General features: G+C 71.7%; 20 protein-coding genes. 4 read left to right on the top strand and 16 right to left on the bottom strand.

Going from position 1 to position 21,636, the window contains the following annotated elements; translation table 11 throughout:
* Positions 1 to 7 precede the first annotated feature (7 nt).
* The 8 genes from K1T35_RS21490 to K1T35_RS21455 form a co-directional block, all read right to left on the bottom strand.
* The gene (locus K1T35_RS21490) at positions 8 to 1,117 is read right to left on the bottom strand and encodes an NDMA-dependent alcohol dehydrogenase (protein ID WP_220261907.1); all 1,110 of its coding nucleotides are present in this window, start codon (positions 1,115 to 1,117) and stop codon (positions 8 to 10) included.
* A gap of 59 nt (positions 1,118 to 1,176) precedes the next feature.
* Positions 1,177 to 2,568 carry an MFS transporter gene (locus K1T35_RS21485; protein WP_220261906.1) on the bottom strand — a complete coding sequence of 464 codons (1,392 nt, stop codon included), beginning with the start codon at positions 2,566 to 2,568 and terminating at the stop codon, positions 1,177 to 1,179.
* 88 nt (positions 2,569 to 2,656) lie between these two features.
* Positions 2,657 to 3,610 carry a LysR family transcriptional regulator gene (locus tag K1T35_RS21480; protein ID WP_220261905.1) on the bottom strand — a complete coding sequence of 318 codons (954 nt, stop codon included), beginning with the start codon at positions 3,608 to 3,610 and terminating at the stop codon, positions 2,657 to 2,659.
* On the bottom strand, positions 3,604 to 4,476 hold the full coding sequence (locus K1T35_RS21475) for an alpha/beta fold hydrolase (protein ID WP_220261904.1): 873 nt from the start codon (positions 4,474 to 4,476) through the stop codon (positions 3,604 to 3,606). Before K1T35_RS21475 ends, K1T35_RS21480 begins: the two co-directional genes overlap by 7 nt.
* On the bottom strand, positions 4,476 to 5,516 hold the full coding sequence (locus K1T35_RS21470) for an amidohydrolase family protein (protein ID WP_220261903.1): 1,041 nt from the start codon (positions 5,514 to 5,516) through the stop codon (positions 4,476 to 4,478). The genes K1T35_RS21475 and K1T35_RS21470 overlap by 1 nt, the downstream gene beginning before the upstream one ends.
* Complete coding sequence (locus K1T35_RS21465; protein ID WP_255622382.1) at positions 5,513 to 6,631, bottom strand: amidohydrolase family protein; 1,119 nt, start codon at positions 6,629 to 6,631, stop codon at positions 5,513 to 5,515. Before K1T35_RS21465 ends, K1T35_RS21470 begins: the two co-directional genes overlap by 4 nt.
* Complete coding sequence (locus K1T35_RS21460; RefSeq protein ID WP_220261902.1) at positions 6,628 to 7,107, bottom strand: Rieske (2Fe-2S) protein; 480 nt, start codon at positions 7,105 to 7,107, stop codon at positions 6,628 to 6,630. The genes K1T35_RS21465 and K1T35_RS21460 overlap by 4 nt, the downstream gene beginning before the upstream one ends.
* Positions 7,108 to 7,307: 200 nt before the next feature.
* Complete coding sequence (locus K1T35_RS21455) at positions 7,308 to 8,204, bottom strand: LysR family transcriptional regulator (RefSeq protein WP_220261901.1); 897 nt, start codon at positions 8,202 to 8,204, stop codon at positions 7,308 to 7,310.
* 68 nt (positions 8,205 to 8,272) lie between these two features.
* Between K1T35_RS21455 and K1T35_RS21450 the strand changes: the two genes are divergently transcribed.
* Entirely contained in the window at positions 8,273 to 9,133 is an 861-nt protein-coding gene (locus K1T35_RS21450; protein ID WP_220261900.1) for a DMT family transporter, read from the top strand.
* Positions 9,134 to 9,148: 15 nt separating this feature from the next.
* On the top strand, positions 9,149 to 11,626 hold the full coding sequence (locus K1T35_RS21445; RefSeq protein WP_220261899.1) for an HAD-IC family P-type ATPase: 2,478 nt from the start codon (positions 9,149 to 9,151) through the stop codon (positions 11,624 to 11,626).
* Here the strand turns inward: K1T35_RS21445 and K1T35_RS21440 are convergent.
* Genes K1T35_RS21440 through K1T35_RS21425 form a run of 4 tightly spaced genes read right to left on the bottom strand, consistent with a single transcriptional unit; the run spans position 11,623 to position 15,761 of the window.
* A complete protein-coding gene (locus K1T35_RS21440) occupies positions 11,623 to 12,747 on the bottom strand; it encodes a mandelate racemase/muconate lactonizing enzyme family protein (protein WP_220261898.1) in 1,125 nt (374 codons plus the stop codon). The two genes, K1T35_RS21445 and K1T35_RS21440, sit on opposite strands and share 4 nt — an antisense overlap.
* Positions 12,748 to 12,749: 2 nt before the next feature.
* The gene (locus tag K1T35_RS21435; RefSeq protein WP_255622381.1) at positions 12,750 to 13,571 is read right to left on the bottom strand and encodes a carbohydrate ABC transporter permease; all 822 of its coding nucleotides are present in this window, start codon (positions 13,569 to 13,571) and stop codon (positions 12,750 to 12,752) included.
* A 1-nt stretch (position 13,572) separates the two neighbouring features.
* The gene (locus tag K1T35_RS21430; RefSeq protein WP_220261897.1) at positions 13,573 to 14,496 is read right to left on the bottom strand and encodes a carbohydrate ABC transporter permease; all 924 of its coding nucleotides are present in this window, start codon (positions 14,494 to 14,496) and stop codon (positions 13,573 to 13,575) included.
* Positions 14,493 to 15,761, bottom strand: coding sequence for an ABC transporter substrate-binding protein (locus tag K1T35_RS21425; RefSeq protein ID WP_220261896.1), 1,269 nt, complete (start codon positions 15,759 to 15,761; stop codon positions 14,493 to 14,495). The genes K1T35_RS21430 and K1T35_RS21425 overlap by 4 nt, the downstream gene beginning before the upstream one ends.
* A gap of 106 nt (positions 15,762 to 15,867) precedes the next feature.
* Between K1T35_RS21425 and K1T35_RS21420 the strand changes: the two genes are divergently transcribed.
* Both K1T35_RS21420 and K1T35_RS21415 read left to right on the top strand, forming a co-directional pair.
* Positions 15,868 to 16,626: a FadR/GntR family transcriptional regulator gene (locus tag K1T35_RS21420; protein WP_220261895.1), complete on the top strand. Its 759-nt coding sequence runs from the start codon at positions 15,868 to 15,870 to the stop codon at positions 16,624 to 16,626.
* A 146-nt stretch (positions 16,627 to 16,772) separates the two neighbouring features.
* Entirely contained in the window at positions 16,773 to 17,762 is a 990-nt protein-coding gene (locus K1T35_RS21415) for a hypothetical protein (protein ID WP_220261894.1), read from the top strand.
* Positions 17,763 to 17,800: 38 nt separating this feature from the next.
* Here the strand turns inward: K1T35_RS21415 and K1T35_RS21410 are convergent, their stop codons facing one another.
* Genes K1T35_RS21410 through K1T35_RS21395 form a run of 4 tightly spaced genes read right to left on the bottom strand, consistent with a single transcriptional unit; the run spans position 17,801 to position 21,583 of the window.
* Positions 17,801 to 18,703: a sugar phosphate isomerase/epimerase gene (locus K1T35_RS21410; protein ID WP_220261893.1), complete on the bottom strand. Its 903-nt coding sequence runs from the start codon at positions 18,701 to 18,703 to the stop codon at positions 17,801 to 17,803.
* A gap of 20 nt (positions 18,704 to 18,723) precedes the next feature.
* Complete coding sequence (locus K1T35_RS21405; protein WP_220261892.1) at positions 18,724 to 19,803, bottom strand: Gfo/Idh/MocA family protein; 1,080 nt, start codon at positions 19,801 to 19,803, stop codon at positions 18,724 to 18,726.
* Entirely contained in the window at positions 19,800 to 20,849 is a 1,050-nt protein-coding gene (locus tag K1T35_RS21400) for an aldose 1-epimerase family protein (RefSeq protein ID WP_220261891.1), read from the bottom strand. Before K1T35_RS21400 ends, K1T35_RS21405 begins: the two co-directional genes overlap by 4 nt.
* Positions 20,846 to 21,583, bottom strand: coding sequence for an SDR family NAD(P)-dependent oxidoreductase (locus K1T35_RS21395; protein ID WP_220261890.1), 738 nt, complete (start codon positions 21,581 to 21,583; stop codon positions 20,846 to 20,848). Before K1T35_RS21395 ends, K1T35_RS21400 begins: the two co-directional genes overlap by 4 nt.
* Between the last annotated feature and the right edge of the window lie 53 nt (positions 21,584 to 21,636).

Genomic DNA, 21,636 nt, shown 5'->3' with positions numbered 1-21,636 from the left:
GTTGTCCCTAGTGCTCGTGCACGATGACGCCGCGGACGTTCTTGCCGTCGAGCATGTCCTGGTAGCCCTCGTTGACCTGGTCGAGCCGGTAGCGACGGGTGATCAGCTCGTCGAGCTTGAGATCCCCGGAGCGGTAGAGGCCCAGCAGCCGCGGGACGTCGAAGAGCGGGTTGCATGCACCGAAGATCGCGCCCTGGACGCGCCGCTGGTAACCGATCAGCATGCCGGCCGGGGCCACCAGGGATCCGTTGCCGACCGCGGTGATCGTCACCTGGCCGCTCTTGCCGACCACCTTCAGCGCGTTCGCGATGACCTCGTCGTGCAGCACGCCGACGGTGATGATCGCGTGGTCGGCGAGCTCGCCCCATGTCGTGTCCACCACGAACTCGTGGGCGGCCTCCGCGTCGCCGAACGTGTGCGTGGCCCCGAAGACCTTCGCCATGTCCTGTTTGAACGGCACCGGGTCGACAACCACCACGTTCTTCGCACCCGCGTACCGCGCGCCCTGCACGGCGTTGCTGCCCACCCCGCCTGCGCCGTAGATCACGACGGTCTGTCCCGCGCGGACCCCGGCCGCGTACACGGCCGAGCCCCAGCCCGTCGGGACCCCGCAGCTCACCAGCGCCGCGACGTCGAACGGGATGTCGTCCGGGATCGGGATGCACGAGAACTCCGAGACCACCGCGCGCTCGGCGAACGTGCCGAGCACGCACAGGCCGCCGAGGTCCTCGCCGTCGAGGTGGAACCGGAAGGTGCCGTCCGGGAACTCCCCCGTCGAGGCGTTCTTGCCCGCGTCGCACAGGTTCTGCCGCGCGGTCGAGCAGTACCGGCACGAGCCGCAGGCCGGGATGAACGAGCAGACGACGTGATCACCGACGGCGACCCGCGTGACCCCGGCGCCCACCGCCTCCACGACCCCGGCACCCTCGTGGCCGCCGACCACCGGGAACCGCATCCGGGCGTCGCCCTTCTGGATGTGATCGTCGGAGTGGCACAGGCCTGCGGCGTGGAACCGGATGCGCACCTCGTTCGCGCGCGGGTCGTCGAGCTCGACGTCGGTGATCTCCCACGGCCTGCGCGGCTCGCGGCAGATCGCGGCGCGGGTGGTCATGCTCATGCACCTCACGATGCCCGGGCCGGCCCCCCGCCTCGACGGCGCTTTCGCAACGCGGAAGCTCAGCGGACAGCGGGTACCGGCGCCTGCAGCGATCCATCGGCGTCCGCCGGCAGGCCCTTCTGGATGCGGCCCAGCGCCACCAGCAGCACCACCATCGCGACCGGGAAGAAGGCGAACACGAAGAAGGTGCCTCGGGCGTCGACGCCCTGGTCCATCACGAACCCGGCCAGCCACGGGCCGAGCATCGCGCCGAACTTGGCCATCGACGTCGCCCAGCCCGCCCCGTTGGCGCGGATCGCCGGCCGGTAGAAGATCCCGCAGACGCTGATGATGCCGCCGTGCCCGCCGATGACGAAGATGTTCGCCAGGATGATCACGGCGACGTAGCCGGCCGCGGTCAGCGGGACGAGCCCGATCAGCATCAGGCACGGCACCGCGAGCAGCGGCATCCACGCGATCGTGCCGGCGCCGCGGTGGTCGATGAACCGCCCGATGAGCAGCTGGCCTGCCGCCCCGGCCACGGCCGTCCACGCGGCGAGTGTCGCGGCGGCGGACACGCTGAACCCGATCCGCTCGTTGAGGATCGGACCCCAGAACGCCAGGTAGAACACGATCGCCGACGAGCACATGTAGGCGATCCAGACCAGCGGGGTGATCAGTGCCAGCCGGCCGCCGCGGAACAGCTCGGCGGGGGTGAATCGGGTGCGGTCCCGGCGCGGGCCGGTGCCGACGACGAACCGGGCGCCTGCCGGCAGCGTCACGTCCGGCAGCGCGCGCCGCAGGATCGTCGCGATCCGGTGTTGCTGGAGGTCCTTCTGCGCGAGGAACTTGACCGACTCCGGGAGGAACAGGACCACCGGGATGACCGCCAGCAGCGACGCCACACCGCCTGCCACGAACACCGCCTCCCACCCGAACCGCGGGATGAGCGCGTTGGAGACCGGTCCGCCCGACGCGCTGCCGAGGCTGTAGCCGATCATCGTGATCACGACCGACGTGGAGCGCAGCCGTACGGGCGCGAACTCGGTGACGACCGCCCACACCAGCGGCAGTGCACCGCCGAGGAAGACGCCCGTGAGGAGCCGCAGCACCACCAGCTGCGCGTAGTCCTGCGCCACGGCGAAGAGCAGCATGAACACGCCGAACCCGATCGTCGAGACGACGATCGCCGGCTTGCGGCCGACCCGGTCGCCCAGGTAGCCCATCGCGATCCCGCCGAGCAGGGTGCCGACGACACCGACGGTGCCCAGCGTGCCGAGCTGCGTGTTGGTGAGGGCGAACGACTCTTGGATGTACCGGCCCGCGAACGAGATGATCTGCAGGTCGAAGCCGTCGAGGAACGTCACCGCCCATGCGACGGCGAACAGCACGACCCAGAACCGGCCGACCTTCTGGTCCTCGATCAGCGGAACGACATCGACGACGGGGTCGACGGGACGGGAGTCGGCCATGGCACACCCCTTCGTGCGCTTCGGGTCCGCCGATCACCGTACGAACGCGGTCGCCACCCGCGGAAATCACGAGTTGACATGCGCTCCATCAACGCGATGGATGCCCGTCCCCGTCCTTCGACGCCCGCGCGACCATCGAGCGGAACCAGGTGTGCGCGTCGTCCTCGTCGTTCTTCGCGTGCCACCACAGCGTCTCGACGATCGGCGGCGGATCCCCAGGGCACTCCAGAAGGCGCAGGTCCGGCCGGTCGGCGAAGCGCAGCGCCAGCCGCCGCTGCATCACCGCGACCCGGTCCGTGCCCGCGACGAAGTAGGGGGTGGCCTGGTAGCTGTCCACCCGCACCGCCACCTGCGGGCGCGCCGACAGCCGGGCGAACAGCGGCGCGAGCGGCGACGTGGGCGGGTACTCGCCGTCGGGATGATGCGGGACGACCCACGGCAGGCGTTCGAGATCGGCCAGCTCCAGGTGCTCGCCCACCGAGTTGTCCGCGGCGACGACGCACACCCACCGGTCCCGGAAGACCTCCGTCCCGCGGATCCCGGCCACCTGGAACCTCGGCATGGGCACGGACACGATGCCGTCGATCACCCGCAGCGTTTCGAGGAGGTCGGCAGGCATCGACTCGTGGACGACCTTCACGTGCAGCCGGGTGCCGGGCGCCTCGTCGTGCATCGCCCGCGAGAGCCCCTCGCCGAGCGCCGCGAGCACGTAGTCCGGCATCAGCAGGACGAACTCCCGCTCCGAGTCCATCGGCCGGAACGCGGGGTCGGTGGAGAAGAGCCGCTCGACACCTGCACAGACGGTCTCGATCTGCGTGGCGAGCTGCGCCCCGAGCGGTGTGAGCACGAACCCGCCGCGGGTGCGTTCGAGCAGCTCGTCCCCGAAGTGCCTGCGCAGTCGGCCGAGCGCCGCGCTCGCGGCGGGCTGGGTGATCCCGACCTGATGCGCCGCGCGGGTGACGTTCCGCTCGCGCAGCAGCTCCCGCAGGATCACCAGGAGGTTCAGGTCGAGGTTCGCCAGCGACGTCGCTCGCCTCACCACCGACCCAGTATGGAACCCGCCAGTAGCTCCCGCACCGCGACGATCGTCTCGGCCGGGCGCTCCTCCGCGACGTAGTGCCCGCACGTCAGCTCGTGCCCCGCGGCCGCGGGCGCCCACGCCCGCCACGTTCCCAGGACGTCCGGCTCGCGCCCGAGCGGGCCGCCGCTCCCCCACAGCACGAGCGTCGGGCAGCCGATCGTGCGCCTTCCGCGGTCGGCCTCGTCGTCGGCGACGTCCACGGTGGCACCGGCCCGGTAGTCCTGGCACATCGCGCGCACGACGTCGGGACGCGACCAGGCCGCCCGGTAGGCAGCCACTGCCTCCGGGGCGAACGGCGTGGCGCCGCGGAGGAAGAACGCGTCCGGGTCGGCGGCGATCAACCGCTCCGGCAGGTCTCCGGGCTGGGCCAGGAAGAACCAGTGCCATGCGCCCCGGGCGAACGCCGCATCGACCCTGGCGAACACGTCCGCCGTCGGCAGGATGTCGAGCACGCAGAGCGCGGTCACGACGTCCTGGTGATCCAGCGCCAGCCGGTAGGCGCACCGGGCGCCGCGGTCGTGCCCGACCACGGCGAACCGGTCGAACCCCAGCTCGGCCATGGCCGACACGATCGCAGCGGCCATCGCGCGCTTCCCGAACGCCTCGACGGGGGCGTCCGGCGGCGCGACGCTGTGGCCGTACCCCGGCAGGTCGGCGAGCACCACCGTGTGCTCGCGGGCCAGCTCGGGCGCGACCAGGTGCCACATCGCCGACGTCTGCGGGTAGCCGTGCAGCAGCACCACCGGCGGCCCGGTGCCGGCGGTGCGCACCCGGATCCGCGCACCGCTCGGCACCGGGACGTCGACGGTTGCGAAGCCCTCCAGCATCAGCCGAGGGCGTACCAGTCGGCGGCGTTGCCGCCCAGCACGCGTTCGCGCTCCTCGTCGGTCAGCGCCGCGAGCAGCCGCTCGCCGCCGGACCCGTGGTCGTGCGGATGGTCGCTCGCGTAGAGCAGCATCAAGCCCGCGTCGAGCAGGTCGAGGGCCTCCCGCACCTGGCCGGGGTCGCGCGGCAGGTGGGCCGGGGCCGTGGTGAGGCGCAGGTGCCGACGCGCGGTCTCCGACGGCTTGGCGTCCAGCCAGGGGACCTCGCGCCAGACGCCCTTCCAGTCCTTGTCGAACCGCCACAGCAGGGTGGGCAGCCAGGAGAACCCGCACTCCAGCAACGTGACCCGCAGGTCCGGCAGCTGCGCGAACACGCCCTCGGTGATCAGGCTCGTCACCTGGGCCTGCACGATGATCTGCGAGTTGGCGAGGTAGTCCTCGAGGTAGGTGTGGGTCATCCCGCTCGACGTCGGGGCATTGCCGATGCGGCCCCACGCGTGCAGCCCGACGACGAGCCCGCGCTCGGCCGCGGCCCGCAGCAGCGGCCGGTGCCGCACGTTCCCCCACGGGGCGTCGGTGCGCACCGGCAGCAGCACCTGCACGATCCGCGGGTGCTCGCCGATCCGCTCGATCTCGGCCACCGCCGCGGCCGTGTCCAACGTGGGCACGACCATGCTGGCGCGCAGCCGGTCGTCGCGCTCCAGCCACTCGGCCACCAGCCAGTCGTTGACCGCCCGGCACAGCGCCGCCTCGTAGTACGGGTTGCGGTTGCAGTGGAACGACGTGGTGCAGTTCAGGACGGCGAGCTGCGGCCCGGCGACGTCCAGGAACCCTTCGCGCAACTGCTCCACCGACGTCGCAGCCGAACTGCCGCTGGTGGGCGCCGCCTGCGGGTAGGCCCCGCCCTGCGTCGGAGACAGCGCGAGCCCGCCGTCGGTGATGTAGCCGCGCCAGTAGCCGTCGAGGTACGGCGAGAAGTCGGACAGCGCCTTCGGCGAGCAGTGCACGTCCGTGTCGACCACGGCGGTCTGCACGGCGGTCACGCCGCCACCTCCCGCTCGGGCAGCGCATAGAGGCGGCAGGCGTTCGAGCCCATGATGTCGCGCCGCAGCGCGGCCGGGAACAGCTTCGGCGCCTGCCGGGGAGAGTCGAAGTCCCAGTGCGGGTAGTCGGAGGCGAACAGGATCCGGTCGTTCATCCCGATGTGCCGCAGCGCGATCTCCAGGTGCGCCGGATCGTCCGGCTCCTCGACGGGCTGGGTCGTGAACCACACGTGCTCACGGATGTACTCCGACGGCGGCCGAGTCAGCTGCGGGACGTCCTCCCGCAGCTTCGGCCACGCCTCGTCCAGCGCCCACATCAGCGGGCCCGCCCATGCGATCCCGCCCTCCACGCAGACCACCTGCAGCGTCGGGAACTCGGTGAACACGCCCTCGCAGAGCATGCTCATCAGGAGCGAGGCCATCGTGTTGCCGTTCCACACGTGTTCTTCGAGGTAGAACGATGGCCAACCCGCGCCCCGGTGCTGCTCGAGCCCGCCGGTGTGCGCCGCGATCGGAAGGCCCGCCTCGGCGGCCGCCTTGTAGATCGGCCAGTAGCGGCGCACGCCGAAGCCGGACTCGCCGCCTGTGGACAGCAGCACCTGTACGAACCGCGGGTCGCCCGCACGACGGGCGATCTCCTCGGCGGCGAGTTCGGGCGTCTCGATCGAGACGGCGATGGAGCTGCGCAGCCGCGGCTCCCGGTCGAGCCACTCCTCGACGATCCAGTCGTTCAGCGCCCCGCACAGCGCCGCGGCGTACTCGGGTTGCTCCACGCCCCAGCTGTGCCCCTGCAGCGGGATCAGGACGCCGTGGTCGATCTCGAACTCGTCGAGCAGCTGGTCGCGCGTCATCTGCAGATCGCTGCCCGGGAACCCGCCCTCTGGCCAGGAATCGAGCCGGAACCCGGAGTTGCGCACGCGCGGGTAGATCTCCGGCGGGCCCGGTACGCGGCTGCCGAACATCTCGAACCGCCTGCGGTGCTGCGCCGACAGCCGCGGAAGGATGTGGCGCGGCAGCGCGTGCGGGTGGATGTCGGAGTCGACGATCGTGTGGCCGGTCCGAGGACCGGCGGCCTGTTCCCTCGGCAGCGTGCTCGTCGTGGCCATTCTTGTCATTGCGCACCTCCAGCAGCTCGGACGCCCGGCGCCTTCGCGGCCGGGCGGGGGGTCGTCTCGACCACGACGTAGGCGTCCTCCACGTGCACCGCGAACGTGTCGGCCACATACGGCCCAGGCATCCGTCCGCCCCGTGGCGCCGCCGTCTCCGCCTCGACGGACACCTCGTACGTGCGGACCGGCGGCTCACCGGGACCGAGGAAGGACTGGCCGGTGGCGAGGTCGTACTCCCACCCGTGCCACGGGCACGCGACCAGCGCGTCGTCCTCCGCGAGCACGAACTCCCCCGGCCCCGATGAGCTCACCCACGGCTTCGTCCGCCCCAGGCACAGCGGCCCGCCCTGGTGGGGGCAGTAGTTGTTGATCGCGTAGAACCGGTCCCCCACCCGGAACACCCCGATCGAACGACGCCCCGCCTGCACGACGCGTCGCTCACCCGGCGGGAACTCGTCGAGCCGACACACCACGATGCGCATGTATCGCACGGTAGGAACCGGTCGGGCGGACCGGAAACAGATAGTCGGGATGGATGGCATCAACCGCATCTATGCAGGGCGCCTCGTCACCGAGCGGTGGGGACGATCGGCCGCGGCGCGCTGGCCGGGCCGCCGTTGCCTCGTCGGCGGATGCCCGGGTGGCGGGGCGCGGTACGAGCAACGGTGCCGTTCGCCCAATCCTATTGAACGAAAGGGCCGCTCGTACGAACCCGCCTCCGGTAAAGCTCCGCCAGCAACCCCACCATGTCGGTCGTCGCCGGGTGCGGGTCGTCGCGCCACCAGATCAACCGCACCGGAACCGGGGGCGCGTCGCGCAGCCGGCGGAAGACGACCCCGTGGCGCCGGTACTGGGTGATGGTGCTCTCCGCCGTGACCCCGACGCAGCGGCCGCTCGCGATGACGGCGAGCCAGTCGTCGACGTCGTGGATCTCCTCCACATCGGGTCGCTTGCCGGGCGGCCAGAGGTCCACGGTGGTGGTGCCGGTGCGCGGGTCCACCGCGAGGACCCGCTCGCCGAGCTCGGCGACGCGCAGCTGCCGGCGCCGGGCGAGGCGATCGTCCGCGGCGAGCGCGCAGTAGCGGGCCTCCACGCCGACGACGGCGCTGTCGAACCGGTGGAGATCGAGACGGTCCGGGCCGGACGGCGTCCGCACCACGGCGATGTCGCACGCGCCTTCGGCCAGGCCACCGGTGGGGGAGTTGGTGCGCACCAGGTGCAGCGACACGTCCGGGTGGGACGCAGCCCAGCGCCGTTGCAGCTCGACGGTGTACTCGCCGAGCGCCGCCCAGGCATGGCCGAGCCGGAGCCGGGTGTGGCCGCTGCGCGCCTCGGCGGTGAGGTCGTCGACCTCCGCGAGCACCCGCCGAGCCCGGGCCAGCACCCGCTCCCCCGCCGCAGTGAGCACGATCTCCCGGCTCGTGCGGCGCAGCACCCGCACCCCGAGGGCGTCCTCCAGGGCGGCCAGTGCGCGGGACACGGACGGCTGCGTGACGCCCAGCTCGGCCGCGGCGCCGGTGAACCCACCCGCGTCGACGATCGCGACGAGACAGCGGAGGTGCCGAAGCTCCACGTCCATGCGTCCAGCGTATCGACCAAGCGGAAGATGCATTTTGGGAATGCCTTGTCGGCACGCATCCTGGCCACATGGACACCGAGATCCGATCGCGGCGGGAGGCCGCTGGCGTCGCACTGCTCCTCGGCAGCGCGCTGTCCAACCAGACCGGCGCCGCTGTCGGGGCGCTCGCCTTCGACGCGATCGGGCCCGTCGGGGTCGTGGCGGTGCGCCAGTGGGTGGCCGGGGTCGCGCTGCTGGTACTCGGACGGCCGCGGCTGGGTGCGTTCACGCGGCGGCAGTGGTGGCCGGTGCTCGGGCTCGCCGGGGTGTTCGCCGTCATGAACGTCTCGCTGTACTCCGCGGTCGACCGCATCGGGCTCGGCCTCGCGGTCACGCTGGAGGTCCTCGGTCCCCTCGTCATCGCGGTGACGGGAGCCCGCCGCCACATCACGCTGGGCTGTGTGGCGCTCGCGGCGGTCGGGGTCGTCGTCCTCACGCGGCCGCAGCCGTCGAGCGACTACGTCGGTGTCGGCCTCGCCCTGCTCGCCGCGGGGTGCTGGGCGGCGTACATCCTGCTCAACCGCACGGTTGGGCGGCGGGTGCCGGGGCTGGAGGGAACGGCCGCCGCCGGCGCGATCTCGGCTCTCGGGTACGTGCCGGTCGGGATCGGGGTCCTCCTCACGCACCCGCCGTCGCCGGCCGCCCTCGCCTGTGCCGCCGCGGCGGGGCTGCTGTCATCGGCCGTCCCGTTCGCCGTCGACCTGCTGGCGCTGCGCCGGATCCCCGCCCATTTCTTCGGGATCTTCATGAGTGTCCACCCCGTGTTCGCCGCCGCCATCGGCGCCGTTCTGCTCGGGGAGGCGTTCGCTCCACTCGACTGGCTCGGCATCGCGCTCGTCGTCATCGCGAACACCGCCGCCGTACTCCTCACGTCGCGCACAGCTCGTTGACCTACTGTGCCGGCCATGGACGTGGCCGCACCTCCCGGGCTGACCTCCGCGGATGCGGCCGCCCGCCGTCGCGCGGGCGAGGCGAACACGCCCGTCAGCGGCACGTCGCGCAGCTACGCGACGATCCTGCGGACCAACGTCTTCTCCTTCTACAACTCGATCCTCTTCGTCATCGGCGCGGCGCTGCTCGCGATGGGCCGCTACAACGACGCGTTCGTCAGCGTCGGGCTGGGCCTGGTCAACGCGGTGATCAGTGCGGCGCAGGAGATCGGGGCGAAGCGGAAGCTCGACGGGCTGCAGCTGCTCGACGCGGCACAGGTGTTCGTGGTGCGCGACGGCGCCGACGTGCCCGTGGCGCCGGCCGAGGTCGTACGCGGCGATGTCGTGCGCGTGCGGGCGGGCGACCAGATCGTCGTGGACGGGCCACTGCTCCCGGGCGGCCGGCTCGAGGCCGACGAGTCCCTGCTCACGGGGGAGTCCGAGCCGGTGGTGAAGGAGCCGGGCGACGACCTGCGCTCCGGGACTCTCTGCGTGGCAGGCGAGGGCTACCAGGAGGCCCGGGACGTCGGCGCGGCGAGCTACGCGGGCCGGCTCACCGCCGAGGCACGCCGGGTGACCACCGACAAGACCCCGCTGCAGCGGCGGATCGACTTCGTCGTGCGGCTGGTCATGGCATTGGTCGTGCTGATGAGTGGGGCGATCCTCGCCCAGGCCGCGCTGGAGGGGTTCTCGCTGCTGCGCGTCGTGCAGATCACCGCGGTGCTCTCCGGGCTGGTGCCCTACGGCCTCTTCTTCCTCATCGCGCTCTCCTACACCCGAGGCGCGGCACAGATCGCGCGCCGGGGCGCGCTGGTGCAGCAGGTCAACGCCGTCGAGTCGCTCACCCACGTCGACGTCGTCTGCACGGACAAGACGGGCACGCTCACCACCGGACGCCTGGAGCTGAAGGAGATCGAGCAGCTCGGCGGGCACGACGCCGCTGCCGCCCTCGGGTCCTTCGCCCGCTCGGTGACCACCCCGAACCTCACCACGGCCGCGCTGGCGGGAAGCCTGCCCGGCGAGGCGTGGGAGGTGCGCGACGAAGTGCAGTTCGCGTCGTCCCTGCGCTGGTCCGGCCTGGTCACGGCGGACGGCACGTGGGTGCTCGGCGCGCCCGACGCCCTCGCGCCGCACCTCGACGGCGCGGATCTGGGCGCGGCGGTCGCCGAGCGCGCCGCGCTGGGCCTGCGCGTGCTGGTGCTGGCCCGTGCCACCACCGGCCTCCGCGATGCCACGGGCCGACCGGCCCTGCCGGCGCTGGACCCGGTCGGGATCGTCGCGCTGGCCGACGAGCTGCGTCCCGACGTCGCGAAGAGCGTGCGCCGGTTCGCCGAGGAAGGCGTGGCGCTCAAGGTGCTCTCCGGCGACGACCCGCGCACCGTCGCGGCGCTCGCAACACAGGCGGGTCTCCCTGCGGGGGAGCCGGTCAGCGGCCGTGACCTGGACGGCCTCGACGACGCCGGCCTGGACCGGCTCGTCGCGCGGACCACGGTGTTCGGGCGGGTGGCCCCCGAGCAGAAGGAGCGGATCGTCGCCTCGCTGCGCCGCGGGCGCCACCACGTCACGATGATCGGCGATGGGGTGAACGACGCCAGGGCGCTCAAGGCCGCCCACGTCGGGGTGGCGATGCGCAGCGGGAGCGCCGTCACGCGCGATGTCGCCGACGTGGTGCTCGTCGACGACTCGTTCGCCGCGCTGCTGCCGGCAAGGGCCGAGGGCAGGCGGATCATCGCCGGCATCGCGGCGTCGATGTACCTGTTCCTCGCGCGGGTCGCCACGCAGGGCCTGGTGATCCTCGCGGTCACCATGCTCGGGCTCGGCTTCCCCTACGCCCCCACCCAGGTCGGGCTGACCCTGCTCACGGTCGGGGTCCCGACGCTGTTCCTCACCCTGTGGGCCCGCCCGGTGCGCCCGGACCGGCACCTGCTGGGCAACCTCGCGCGGTTCGTCATCCCCGCCGCGATCGTGACGGCTGGGTTCGGCACAGCCGTCTACGCCTACCTCTACATGCGCGTCTCGGAGGGCTTCAGCACCGGGCGGACCCCGGAAGAAGTGATCAGCGAGTTCGAGAGGTACACCGGCCTGCTCTACGGAACCGACACCGACTTCGCAGAGGCCGCCGCGACGATCGGCGCCCAGACCGGCCTGTCGACCTTCGTCGGATTCGCGTCGTTCGTGCTCATCCTCTTCCTCGCCCCGCCCACGCGGTTCTTCGCCGCGTGGACGCGGCCCACCGGTGACCGCCGGCCGTCCGTCCTGGTCGCGGGCCTGATCGCCGCCTTCATCGCGGTCCTGTTCATCCCCGCGCTCTCGGACTACTTCGGGCTGACCGGCCCCGCGCCGCCGATCTACCACGTCGTCCTCCCGGCGCTCGCCTTGTGGTTCGCCGCGCTGACCGCCGTGTACCGCCTCCGCCTGCTGGACCGGATCCTCGGACTGGACCAGCTCCCCTAGCCCAGCCGTCGGCCCGCATCCGGCGGGCGCACGTGCGGGCCCGGCCCGGCGGCCGTCGGCGGCGGCGGCGTCATCTCCGCCTCGTTCACCTCCACGCCGATCCCGGGCCGCTCGCCCAGCACGATCGCCCCGTCCTGCACCCGGACGTCGGAGTGCAGGCCGAGCGGATCGGTCAGGTCCTGCAGCTCGCAGGCGATCAGGTTGGGCACCGCGGCCGCGGCGTGCACGAGCGGGTTGGGTGTGCCGCCGACGGGGCTCACCGGCAGGTCGTGGGCGTGGGCGAGCACCGCGACCCGCAGGAAGTGGGTGATCCCCCAGACGGCACCCGCCTGCACGACGTCGACCCCACCCGCGGCGAGCAGGGGTCGGTACTGCTCGAGGCCGGTGAGGTTCTCGCCGGTCGCGACGGACGCGCGGACCCCCCGGCTGACGACGGCGAACCCCTCGGCGTCCCAGCGGCGCACCGGCTCCTCCACCCAGGTGAGTTCGAGGGTGCGCTCCAGCTCGGCGACGTGGCGCACCGCCTGCTTGCGGGACCACGTCTCGTTGGCGTCCAGCATCAACGCCGGGCGCCGCACGCCCGCCTCGGCGAGCACGTCGCGCACCAGCTCCAGCCGCACGCGGTCCCGCTCGACGTCGAGACCGCCCTTGAGCTTGGCCGCGGTCAGGCCGTGCTCGGCGTAGCGCTTGTGGAGCGTCACCAGTTCCTCGTCGGACAGCACGATGTCGATGCCCGACGCGTACGCGGGAACTCGCGGAGACCGCGCGCCCAGCAGCCGCCACAGCGGCTCGCCCGTGGCCTTCGCCTTGATGTCCCACAGCGCGGTGTCGAGCGCGCCGATGGTGCCGAACACGGCACCGGCGTGGCCGGTCTTGAAGACGCGGTCGAGCATCCGGTCGTACAGCGCGGTGACCGCGCGCGGGTCCTCGCCCTCGATCGCGGCGAACACGTGCTCCAGCTCGGGGTGCGGACCCAGCCCCACTCCGGTGATCCCCGCGTCGGTATCCACGAGCACGACGGGCATCTCGGTGACGCCGTCGGCGATCACGCCGTTGGCGTCGCCGAGGGGGCGCCCACGGTTGTGGATCGTGGTCAGGGTCCGGAATCCCGTGATCCGCACGTTCAGCCCTTCGTCGAACCGGCGGTGACGCCCTCGGTGATCTGGCGCTGGAAGACCAGGTAGACCAGCAGCAGCGGGACGGCCGCGATGAGCACCCCGGCGGCGAAGGTCGGGATGTCGGAGGAGTACTGCCCGCGCAGGGCCGTGATGCCGACCATGAGCGTGCGGTGCTCGGAGGACTGCATGACGAGCAGGGCGACGAGCACGTCGTTCCAGCAGTACAGCGCGTTGAGGATCGCGACCGAGACCAGCGCGGGCCGTCCCAGCGGCAGCATGATCCGCCGGTACACGCCGAACGGGGAGTTGCCGTCGATGCGGGCGGCCTCGACGATGTCGCGCGGGATACCGGCGTAGTAGCTCGTCATCAGGAAGATCGTGAACGGCAGGAACTGGCTCACGTACGCGAGCACGAGCCCCGGATAGGTGTCGAGCAGGCCGGTGTCCACGAGCACCCGGAAGAACGGCACCATGATCACCTGGAACGGCACGAGCAGAGCACCGAGGCACCCGGCGAACAGCAGGCGGCTGCCGCGGAAGCTCAGGTGGCTGAACGCGAACCCGGCCATCGAGCCGATCAGGATGAGCAGTAGCACCGAGGCGGCCGTGACCAGCAGCGAGTTGACGAAGTAGCGGTCGAGGCCCGAGCGCGTCCACGCGGTGGCGAAATTGTCCCAGCCGAACGACTCGGCCACTGCGAAGCGGTCGAGGACGTACTCGCGCCGCGACTTGAACGCCACGTTCGCCGTGAAGAGAACCGGGTAGATCGTCGCGATCGCGAGCAGTGCCATCGGTAAGGCGATCACCCAGCGGCCGATCCGTGGCACGTCACGCCTCCTTCGTCGCACGGCGCAGGATCCGGATCTGGGCGGCACCGATCACGACCATCAGCGCGAACAGCACCATCGACGCCGCGGACGCCAGCGCGGGCCTGTTCATCTCGCCCTGCATCACCCAGATGTAGAGCTCCGGGAGGTAGGTCGACGAACCGGGACCACCGCCCGTCATGACGTACAACAGGCCGAACATCGAGGTCAGCATCCCGATCATGGTCGTGACGACCACGAACTGGATCGTCCGCGACAGCCCCGGCACGATCACGTGCCGGATCGTCTGCGCCAGGTTGGCGCCGTCGACGCGGGCGGCGTCGAGCAGCGATCTGTCCAGGGTCGCGAACCCGGCGAGGAAGATCACCAGTGCCATCCCGAACGTGGCCCAGATGTGCACGGCGACCACCGAGAACATCGCGATGCCCGGGTCGCCGAGCCACTCGACCGGGCGGAGCCCGAGCCCGCCGAGGAGCACGTTCACCGGCCCGTCGATCGCGAGGACGATGTTGAAGATCGCGCCGATGATCACCGGTGACAGGACGACCGGGAAGAAATAGACGCTCCGGTAGAAGCGGTGCCCCGGCACGTGCAGGAACAGGAACGTCGCGAGCAGCCCTGGCACGGCGACGGCGACCGGCAGCAGCAGGATCAGCAGCCCGACGTTGCGCAGCGCGGAGCCGAACACCGGGTCGCGGAAGATCTCGACGTAGTTGGCAAGACCGTTGAACTGCCCGTTCTGCTCGCCGTCACCGGTGAGCGAGAAGTTCGCGCCCAGCAGCAGCGGGTAGAAGCGGAAGACGGCGAGCACCAGCACCGCGGGCGCCACCAGCAGGTAGGGCCACGCCCGCTCGGGCATGGCCCACCGGCGACCTTCCGACAGCTCCGCCGCCCGGGCGGGAGCCGATGCCGTACCGACGGTCATGCCGCGTCGGCCGCCGCGAGCTGGCGCACCGCGTCGTCGACCGTGACCGAGCCGGCCAGCAGTTCCTGCGACAGCCGCCCCATCAGGTCCTGCGTGCTCGCCGAGAGCGCGAGGTGCAGCGCGGGCTTGCCTGCGGACAGGTCCGCGACCAGCTCACCGACCACGGGGCCGGAGTCGGACGTGTCGATGCCCGGATCCGAGGGCAGCGCCCCTGCGTCGGTGTAGAAGACCCGCAGCGCCTGCGGATCCGTCAGTGCCGCGACGAGGTCGGCGGCGAGCGCCGGGTCGGCCGTCCACTTCGTGACGCCGTAGCCGATGCCGCCGTCGAAGGCCAGCGTGGGCGCGGCGCCGTCGGTGATCACCGGCCCGACGGTGACGCCGAGGTCGGCTCCGAGGAACTCGCCGAGGTCCTTCCAGTTGCCCACATCCGAGATGAGCCCGATGACGTGGGCGGCCCGGCCGCCGGAGAACACCGAGAAGGCGTCGTTGAACAGGGCCGTGGAGTTCACGCCGGGGTTGTTGTAGCCGGCGTCCTCGAACTGCTTCCAGAGCTCGAAGATCCGCTTCACGTTCGGGGAGTTCCAGTCCCGGTCACCGGCGAGCCAGGCGTCGTACTCCTGTGGCGTGAGGATGCCCGGGCCGAACGCCGACATGAAGAACTGGATGCCGTAGCCCTCCTTGTTGCCCGCGGAGAAGCAGGTGGCGTCGGTGCGCTCCTCGATCGCGGCGCAGGTGGCCTGGAGCTCGGCGAACGTGGCGGGCGGGCGCTCCGGGTCGAGCCCGGCCTGCCGGTAGAGCGCCTTGTTGTAGTAGATCGGCATCCCCTGCAGCGTCACCGGTGCGGCGAGCGTGGTGTCGCCGGAGCGGAAGGCGTCCCAGCCGGCCAGCCGCTGCCGCGCGCCGTCGAGGTAGGGGTCGAGCGGGACGAGGGCGTCGGCACGGTCGCGGATCTGGCCGCCGCCGTTGAACAGCACCACGTCCGGGCCCTGACCGGCCTCGATGGCCGTGCCGAGCAGCGTGTAGTACTGGTCGAACGGCTGCGCGACGAACTCGACGTCGATGTCCGGGTGCCGCGCGGCGAAGGCCGCGCGGGCGGCCTCGAAGTAGCCGGCGGTGTTGGCGTCGCCGGACTTCCAGTCCCAGACCACGAGCTTCTTCGCGTCCCCGCCGCCCTGCGGCAGGGATCCGGTGCCTGCCGCGCCGCCGCACCCGGCCAGCGCGACGGCCGCGACGAGCGCGGCGGCCGTTGCGAGTACTCGCTTCATCGCGATGCCTCCCTCGTATGGGTGGCGGAAACATAAGTCGTATGACGACTGATGTCAACGCGGGTCCTGGGGTACTGTTCGCCCACCGCGACGGAGGGAGGAATGGATGTCGACCGCACCTCTCGACGAGGGCGCCCCCGCCTGGACGCGGCGGCCAGCCGGGCTCTCCCGAGCGGTCGCCACCGAGCTCGTCCAGCGGATCGTCGCGGGCGCCTACCCGCCCGGGAGCGCCCTGCCGACCGAGCCCGCGCTCTGCGAGACGTTCTCGGTGAGCCGCACGGTCGTGCGCGAGTCGGTGAAGATGCTGCAGGAGAAGGGCCTGGTCCGGGTGCGGCAGGGTTCCGGCACGGTGATCACCGATCCGGACTCGTGGAACCTGCTCGACGAGCAGGTGCTCGCCGCCAGCATCGGCTCCGAGCGCCACTCGGGGATCCTCGACGACCTCGTGGTGACCCGGCGGCTGCTGGAGGCCGACATGGCGTTCGTCGCCGCCCGCACCATCGACGAGGCCGGGCTGGCCCGGCTACGCGAGCTCGTCGACCTCATGGACACCCTCGTCGCCGACTGGCCGCGGTACCGGCCGAACGACAAGGAGTTCCACGACGTGATCATGCGGGCGTCGGGCAACCGGATCGCCCGCGGCGTGGTGCGCTCGCTGGAGTCGCAGGCCGCCGACGCCGCCCGCTACGTCGGCCAGCCCGGCACCGCCGACTGCCTCGCCTCCAACCGCGGCCACCGGGAGATCTACGAGCGCATCGCGGACGGCGACGCGGAAGGCGCGGCCACAGCGATGACCCGCCACATCACGGAAGCCTGGCTGACCCGCCGCGGGAGTACGAAAGGCACGGCACGCCTGGAACGCTGACCCTTTCCGACGAACGGCGCGTTCGTCGGAACCTATCCGACCAACGCGCCGTTCGTCGGAATCGGGGTTTTCCACCTCGCACCTCGCGCATCCACAGATCCGAGGTTCGCCTGGCTGGAGCCTCGGCTGGTCGCACCGTGGGGCGCATGCCTCGCCGCCGCACCGATGTCCCCGACCTCGACGATCTCGTCGCGTACCGGGGCGGTCCCGTCGTTCTCGTCCGCGACCTCGTCGAGCTCGGGATGCACCGCGACACGATCGCGTACCGCTGCCGGCCCGGAGGGCCGTGGCGCCGCCTTGCACCTGGCCTCGTGCTGCTGAGGAACGCACCGCCCAGTCGGGACGACCGCCGTCGGGGTGGCCTGCTCCACGCCGGCCCGGACGCGTTGATCACCGGCGCTGACGCGCTCGAGCTGCACGGGCTGGAGCGGGCGCCCCGCCCAAGTGGGCCCGTGCACCTACTCGTGCCCGCCGAGCGGCGGCGCAGCGGTTACGGGCTCGTGATGATCGAGCGCACCGACCGGCTTCCGGCTCCGGAGCCCGGCAGGTGGCCGCTCGCCCCGCTGGAACGCGCCGTGGTCGACGCCGTCCGCCGCATGCGCGACCGCGACGTCGTGCGATCCATCGTCGCCGAGGTCGTGCAGCGCGGAATGCGCACACCCGCCCAGCTCGCGGCCGAGCTCGAGGAAGGGGGTCAGCGCGGTTCCCGGCTCCCCCGCGAGGTGCTGCACGAGGTTAGCGGCGGGATTCGATCCGTCGCCGAGGCGAAGGCCCGCTTGCTCCTGCAGCACAGCAGGTTACTGCCTCCGGCCATGTGGAATGCGGAGGTCGTCGACGAGCACGGACAGTTCATCGCGAAGCCGGATGCGTGGTTCGACGGCGTGGCCATGGCGTGGGAGATCGACTCGCACGAGTTCCACTTGAGCCCGGCCGACCACGCCGCCACCCTCGCCCGCCGCTCTGCGATGACGGCAGCAGGGATCATCGTGGTGGCCACCGCACCCAGCCGCATCACCCGTGAGGCCGCAAGGGTGCTCGCTGACCTGGAACGCACGCACGCCCAGGCGGCCCTACGCCCCCGCCCCCGGCTTTACACGCGGCTGAGCGTTCCGACGAGCGGCGCGTTCGTCGCATAGGTTCCGACGAGAGCGCCGTTCGTCGGAAAAGGGCCGGGTTAGGCGCCCACCTGGATCAGCGCCTCGTAGACGAAGTCCTTCGCCGCCGGGACCTCGTCCTCCGTGACGTGCTCGATGATCACCGGCATGTTCGGGTGCTGGGCGGCGAGGAGCTTCAGGTAGAGCGGGTAGTTGAGCGCGCCGTGGCCGGGGCCGTGCAGTTCCATCGCCCCGACGCCGCGGAAGGACAGGTACTCGGCCGCGCCGGTGTCGGCGTGCTTCTCGCTCGTGTCGGACGCGCGGGCGACGTCCTTCGCGTGCGCGATCTTGATGTACGGGCCGAGCTCGGCGAACATGCGGCGCAGCACGCCGTCCATGTCGTCGATGTTGTGGTCCTCGAAGTAGTTGGTCGGGTCCATGACCAGGCCGAGGTGCGGGCTGTTGATGTCCCGGAACAGCCGCAGCGTGGCGTCGATCGTGCCGATCACGTTGTTGACGTAGGTCTCGACGCAGAACACGGCGTCGCTCTTGGCGGCCTCCTCCACCAGCTCGCCGATCACGTCGAGGCACTCGGAGTAGCCGGCTTCCGTGAGGTTGCGCGGGTCGGGCGCCCAGTCGCTGCCGGTGTTGTACGTGCCGGTCTCGCTGATCACGTACGGGGTGCCGAGGTTGCGGCCATTGCGGATCAGGGCCCGCAGCCGGTTCAACCGCAGCTGCCGCTCGGCCGGGTCGGGATGGATGATGTTGGTGTAGCCGGACACCGACACGATGGGCAGGTCATGGCGGCGGTAGGTGTCGCGGATCGACTTGCACTCGGCCTCGGTGAGGCCCTGCTCGGTGAAGCGCGGGTCCGTGAAGTCGAGGTCGAACTGCACGCAGCCGAAGCCGTGGGCGCGGGCGCGGCGGGCGGCCTCGTCGAGGTCGTGCTGGTAGATGCCGGAGAAGATGCCGACGGGCAGCATGGGGCCACTCCTTCGTGGATTCAGAGGAACTCGGCGGGCGACACCGCACGCCGCTCGGCGATCGATCGGTAGGTGGCCTCGACGAGGGCCATGGTCTGGAGGTTGTCCCGCGCGGGGAGCACGGGCGGCTCGCCGTTGGCGAGCGCGTGCTGCAGCTGTTCCATGACACCGCCGAAGGCGTCGGGGAACCACCGCGTGTCCCAGGTGGGCTCGACCCACCCGCCCGTCGACTCGCTGGAGTAGCGCAGCGTCGACGGGCTGCCGTCGGGGTAGTCCGGCCAGCCGAGCGTGCCGGTGGCGAGGCCGCGGGTGCCCTCCACGCGCCAGCGGATGGCGACGTCGCCCTCGACACCCTCCCGCACCGGACCGCCCCAGACGTCCTCGAACGAGAGAGCGAGCACGCCGCTGCGGAACCGCAGTGTGCTGGCGACGATGCCGTCGAGGTGCTCGAACGTGGTCCGCGGGTCCGTGCGGACCGCCGTGTAGACGTCCTCCGGCTCGCCGAACAGGTACCGCAGCGCGTCCAGGTGGTGGACGCTCATGTTCGCGATCGTCAGCCGGTCGTAGCCGCGCAGGAACTCCTGCCAGTGCGGTACCGCCCGCATGTCGACGGTCGCCGTCACGATCTCGCCCAGCTCGCCGCGGTCGATCAGCTGCTTGAGCACCCGGATCGACTGGTCGTAGCGCATGTTCTGGTTGACCGACATGACCTTGCCGGCCGCCTCCACCTCCTCGACCAGCGCCGTGGCCGCGGCCAGGTCGAGTGCGAGGGGCTTCTGGGCGAGGATGCCACGGATGTGGTCGTGGCGGAGGGCCGCGCGGATGACGTCGGGCTGCAGGTGCGGCGGGTAGGCCACATCGAGGATCTGCACGGCCGGGTCGGCGACGAGCTCCTCCACCGTGGAGTAGACGGCCGGGATGTCCCACCGCTTCGCAACGGCCTCGGCGTTCGCCCGGGTCCGGGACGTGATGGCTCGCACCGGGAAGCCGGCGCGCGCGTACGCGTCGAGCTGGACGTCGGCCATGATGAACCCGGCACCCACGGCGCCGATGCCGAAGTCGCGGCAGCGGATCGGCTGGTCGGGAAGGAAGTCGGTCACAGCTCCCCCACCCGGAACGCCGTCTCGTACCGGCGCTCCTCGCCCGGTTCGAGGAACGTCATCGACCCGTCCTCGCGCGCGGCGGGCTCGCCCTGCACGTGATGGGTGGACGGTTCGAAGCCCACGGCGTAGGCGCCCTCCCGCAGGTGCAGCCACTGGAAGAACGCCGGGAACTGGGCCGAGTCGTACTCCAGCTCGAAGAACACACCGAGCCGCTCGTTCACCAGCCGCGGCCGCACCAAGCCAGCGGCGTCGGGCTTGAGCTCGTGCTCGTAGACCTGCTCGACGAACCCCGGCTGCGGGGCGGGCACCTCGACGTTCGACACGCCCTGCTCGGCGACGCTGTCGCTCTGCCACAGCGTGCGCTCGACGGGCAGCTCGTAGCGGGCACCCTCGTCGAGGAACGGCCAGCCGACGTTGACGTGGTAGAGGTACATGTGCGGCGTGGGGTCGAACCCGGCGTTGCGCACGCTGTCGATCAGCCGTATCTCGGTGCCGCCCAGGTCGGCTTCGATCCGGCGGGTGAGCCGCAGGTGCTCGCCGAAGATCGCGGCCTGGCGTACCTCGCCCTCGGCCCACAGCACGCAGCGTTCGTCGTCGATCCACCGCTCGCCGTACCCGGAGAGGCGGGCGGGGATGTTGGCGACGCGCCCGTGCAGCCCGTTCCAGACGGTGGCCCGGTGCGGGTAGCGGTACTGGGACGCGTCCACCTCGGCGGTGAAGAGCGTGTGGTCCAGGCCGGCCGTGAGCAGCAACCCGGAGAAGCTGCGCAGCATCGACAGCCCGCCTTCGTCGGCGTACTCGTGCAGCCCGGGGTGGCGGAACCCGGTGGCCGAGTGCCAGCCGAAGCCGTTGCCGCGGAACTCCGCGGTGCCGAGGTCCATGGCCCGGTCGACCAGCACGTCGAACGCCAGCCCGCCGCCGGTGCGGAACTCCAGCACCCGGATGCCGCGCTCGGCGCCGTCGTCCAGCACGACCGCGCGCACGCCGCCCGCGGCGCTGATGTCCCCCGCTCGCCGCGCGATCTCGGCTCGATCCAGCGTCACGCCATCACCCACCCTCCGTTGACCTCGATGCACTGCCCGGTGACGAACGAGGAGTCCGGGCCGACGAGGAACGCCACCACCGCGGCGAGCTCCTCGGGGCGGCCGCGCCGCTTGAGCGACTGCCGGTCCAGCACGAACCGCCGGTACTCCTCGGGGTTCTCGTGGATCTCCTCGGCGGCCGTGGGGAACGCGCCGGGCGACACGCAGTTGACGCGCACGCCGTACGGGCCGAGCTCGCGGGCGAGCGCCCTGGTGAACGCGGCCGCCGCGCCCTTGGTGGAGACGTAGGCCGCCAGGTCGGACCAGCCGCCGTGCATGGTGATCGACGCGATGTTCACGATCGCCCCTCGCCCGGCGGTGACCATCCGGCGGGCCGCGGACTGCGCCGCGATCCAGTAGGCGCGCTGGTTCACCGCGACCACCCGGTCGTACTCCTCGAGGGGCACATCGAGGAACGGCCGGTTCGGGTAGATCGCGGCGTTGTTCACGAGCGCCCCCAGCGGGCCGAGCTCGGCGGTCGTGCGGTCGACCGCGTCCTCGATCGCCTCCGCCTCGCGCAGGTCGACCGGCAGCGACAACGCACGCCCGCCGGTTTTGACGACGTCCTCGGCCGTCGCGTCCAGCCCCGCCTCATCGACGTCGAGCAGGGCGACGTCGAACCCGTCGGCCGCGAGGCGGGCCGCGGTGGCCCGGCCGAGCGCGCCGGCGGCCCCCGTGACGAGCGCGGCCGTCACGAGCGGCCGCCATCGGAACGGTTCATCGATGAAGCCTCTTCTCTGACAGATCG

This window comes from Pseudonocardia sp. DSM 110487, from assembly GCF_019468565.1.
Classification (GTDB): domain Bacteria; phylum Actinomycetota; class Actinomycetes; order Mycobacteriales; family Pseudonocardiaceae; genus Pseudonocardia.
This window is presented reverse-complemented; position numbering and strand designations above follow the sequence as displayed.

Excerpts from the sequence above, each read along its gene's own strand:
- K1T35_RS21455 (WP_220261901.1), bottom strand. The coding sequence starts at position 8,204 with ATGGACGTGGAGCTTCGGCACCTCCGCTGTCTCGTCGCGATCGTCGAC.
- K1T35_RS21410 (WP_220261893.1), bottom strand. The coding sequence starts at position 18,703 with ATGCTGCCCGTCGGCATCTTCTCCGGCATCTACCAGCACGACCTCGAC.
- K1T35_RS21490 (WP_220261907.1), bottom strand. The coding sequence starts at position 1,117 with ATGAGCATGACCACCCGCGCCGCGATCTGCCGCGAGCCGCGCAGGCCG.
- K1T35_RS21415 (WP_220261894.1), top strand. The coding sequence starts at position 16,773 with ATGCCTCGCCGCCGCACCGATGTCCCCGACCTCGACGATCTCGTCGCG.
- K1T35_RS21485 (WP_220261906.1), bottom strand. The coding sequence starts at position 2,568 with ATGGCCGACTCCCGTCCCGTCGACCCCGTCGTCGATGTCGTTCCGCTG.
- K1T35_RS21420 (WP_220261895.1), top strand. The coding sequence starts at position 15,868 with ATGTCGACCGCACCTCTCGACGAGGGCGCCCCCGCCTGGACGCGGCGG.
- K1T35_RS21445 (WP_220261899.1), top strand. The coding sequence starts at position 9,149 with ATGGACGTGGCCGCACCTCCCGGGCTGACCTCCGCGGATGCGGCCGCC.
- K1T35_RS21450 (WP_220261900.1), top strand. The coding sequence starts at position 8,273 with ATGGACACCGAGATCCGATCGCGGCGGGAGGCCGCTGGCGTCGCACTG.
- K1T35_RS21475 (WP_220261904.1), bottom strand. The coding sequence starts at position 4,476 with ATGCTGGAGGGCTTCGCAACCGTCGACGTCCCGGTGCCGAGCGGTGCG.
- K1T35_RS21430 (WP_220261897.1), bottom strand. The coding sequence starts at position 14,496 with ATGACCGTCGGTACGGCATCGGCTCCCGCCCGGGCGGCGGAGCTGTCG.
- K1T35_RS21460 (WP_220261902.1), bottom strand. The coding sequence starts at position 7,107 with ATGCGCATCGTGGTGTGTCGGCTCGACGAGTTCCCGCCGGGTGAGCGA.
- K1T35_RS21465 (WP_255622382.1), bottom strand. The coding sequence starts at position 6,631 with ATGACAAGAATGGCCACGACGAGCACGCTGCCGAGGGAACAGGCCGCC.
- K1T35_RS21425 (WP_220261896.1), bottom strand. The coding sequence starts at position 15,761 with ATGAAGCGAGTACTCGCAACGGCCGCCGCGCTCGTCGCGGCCGTCGCG.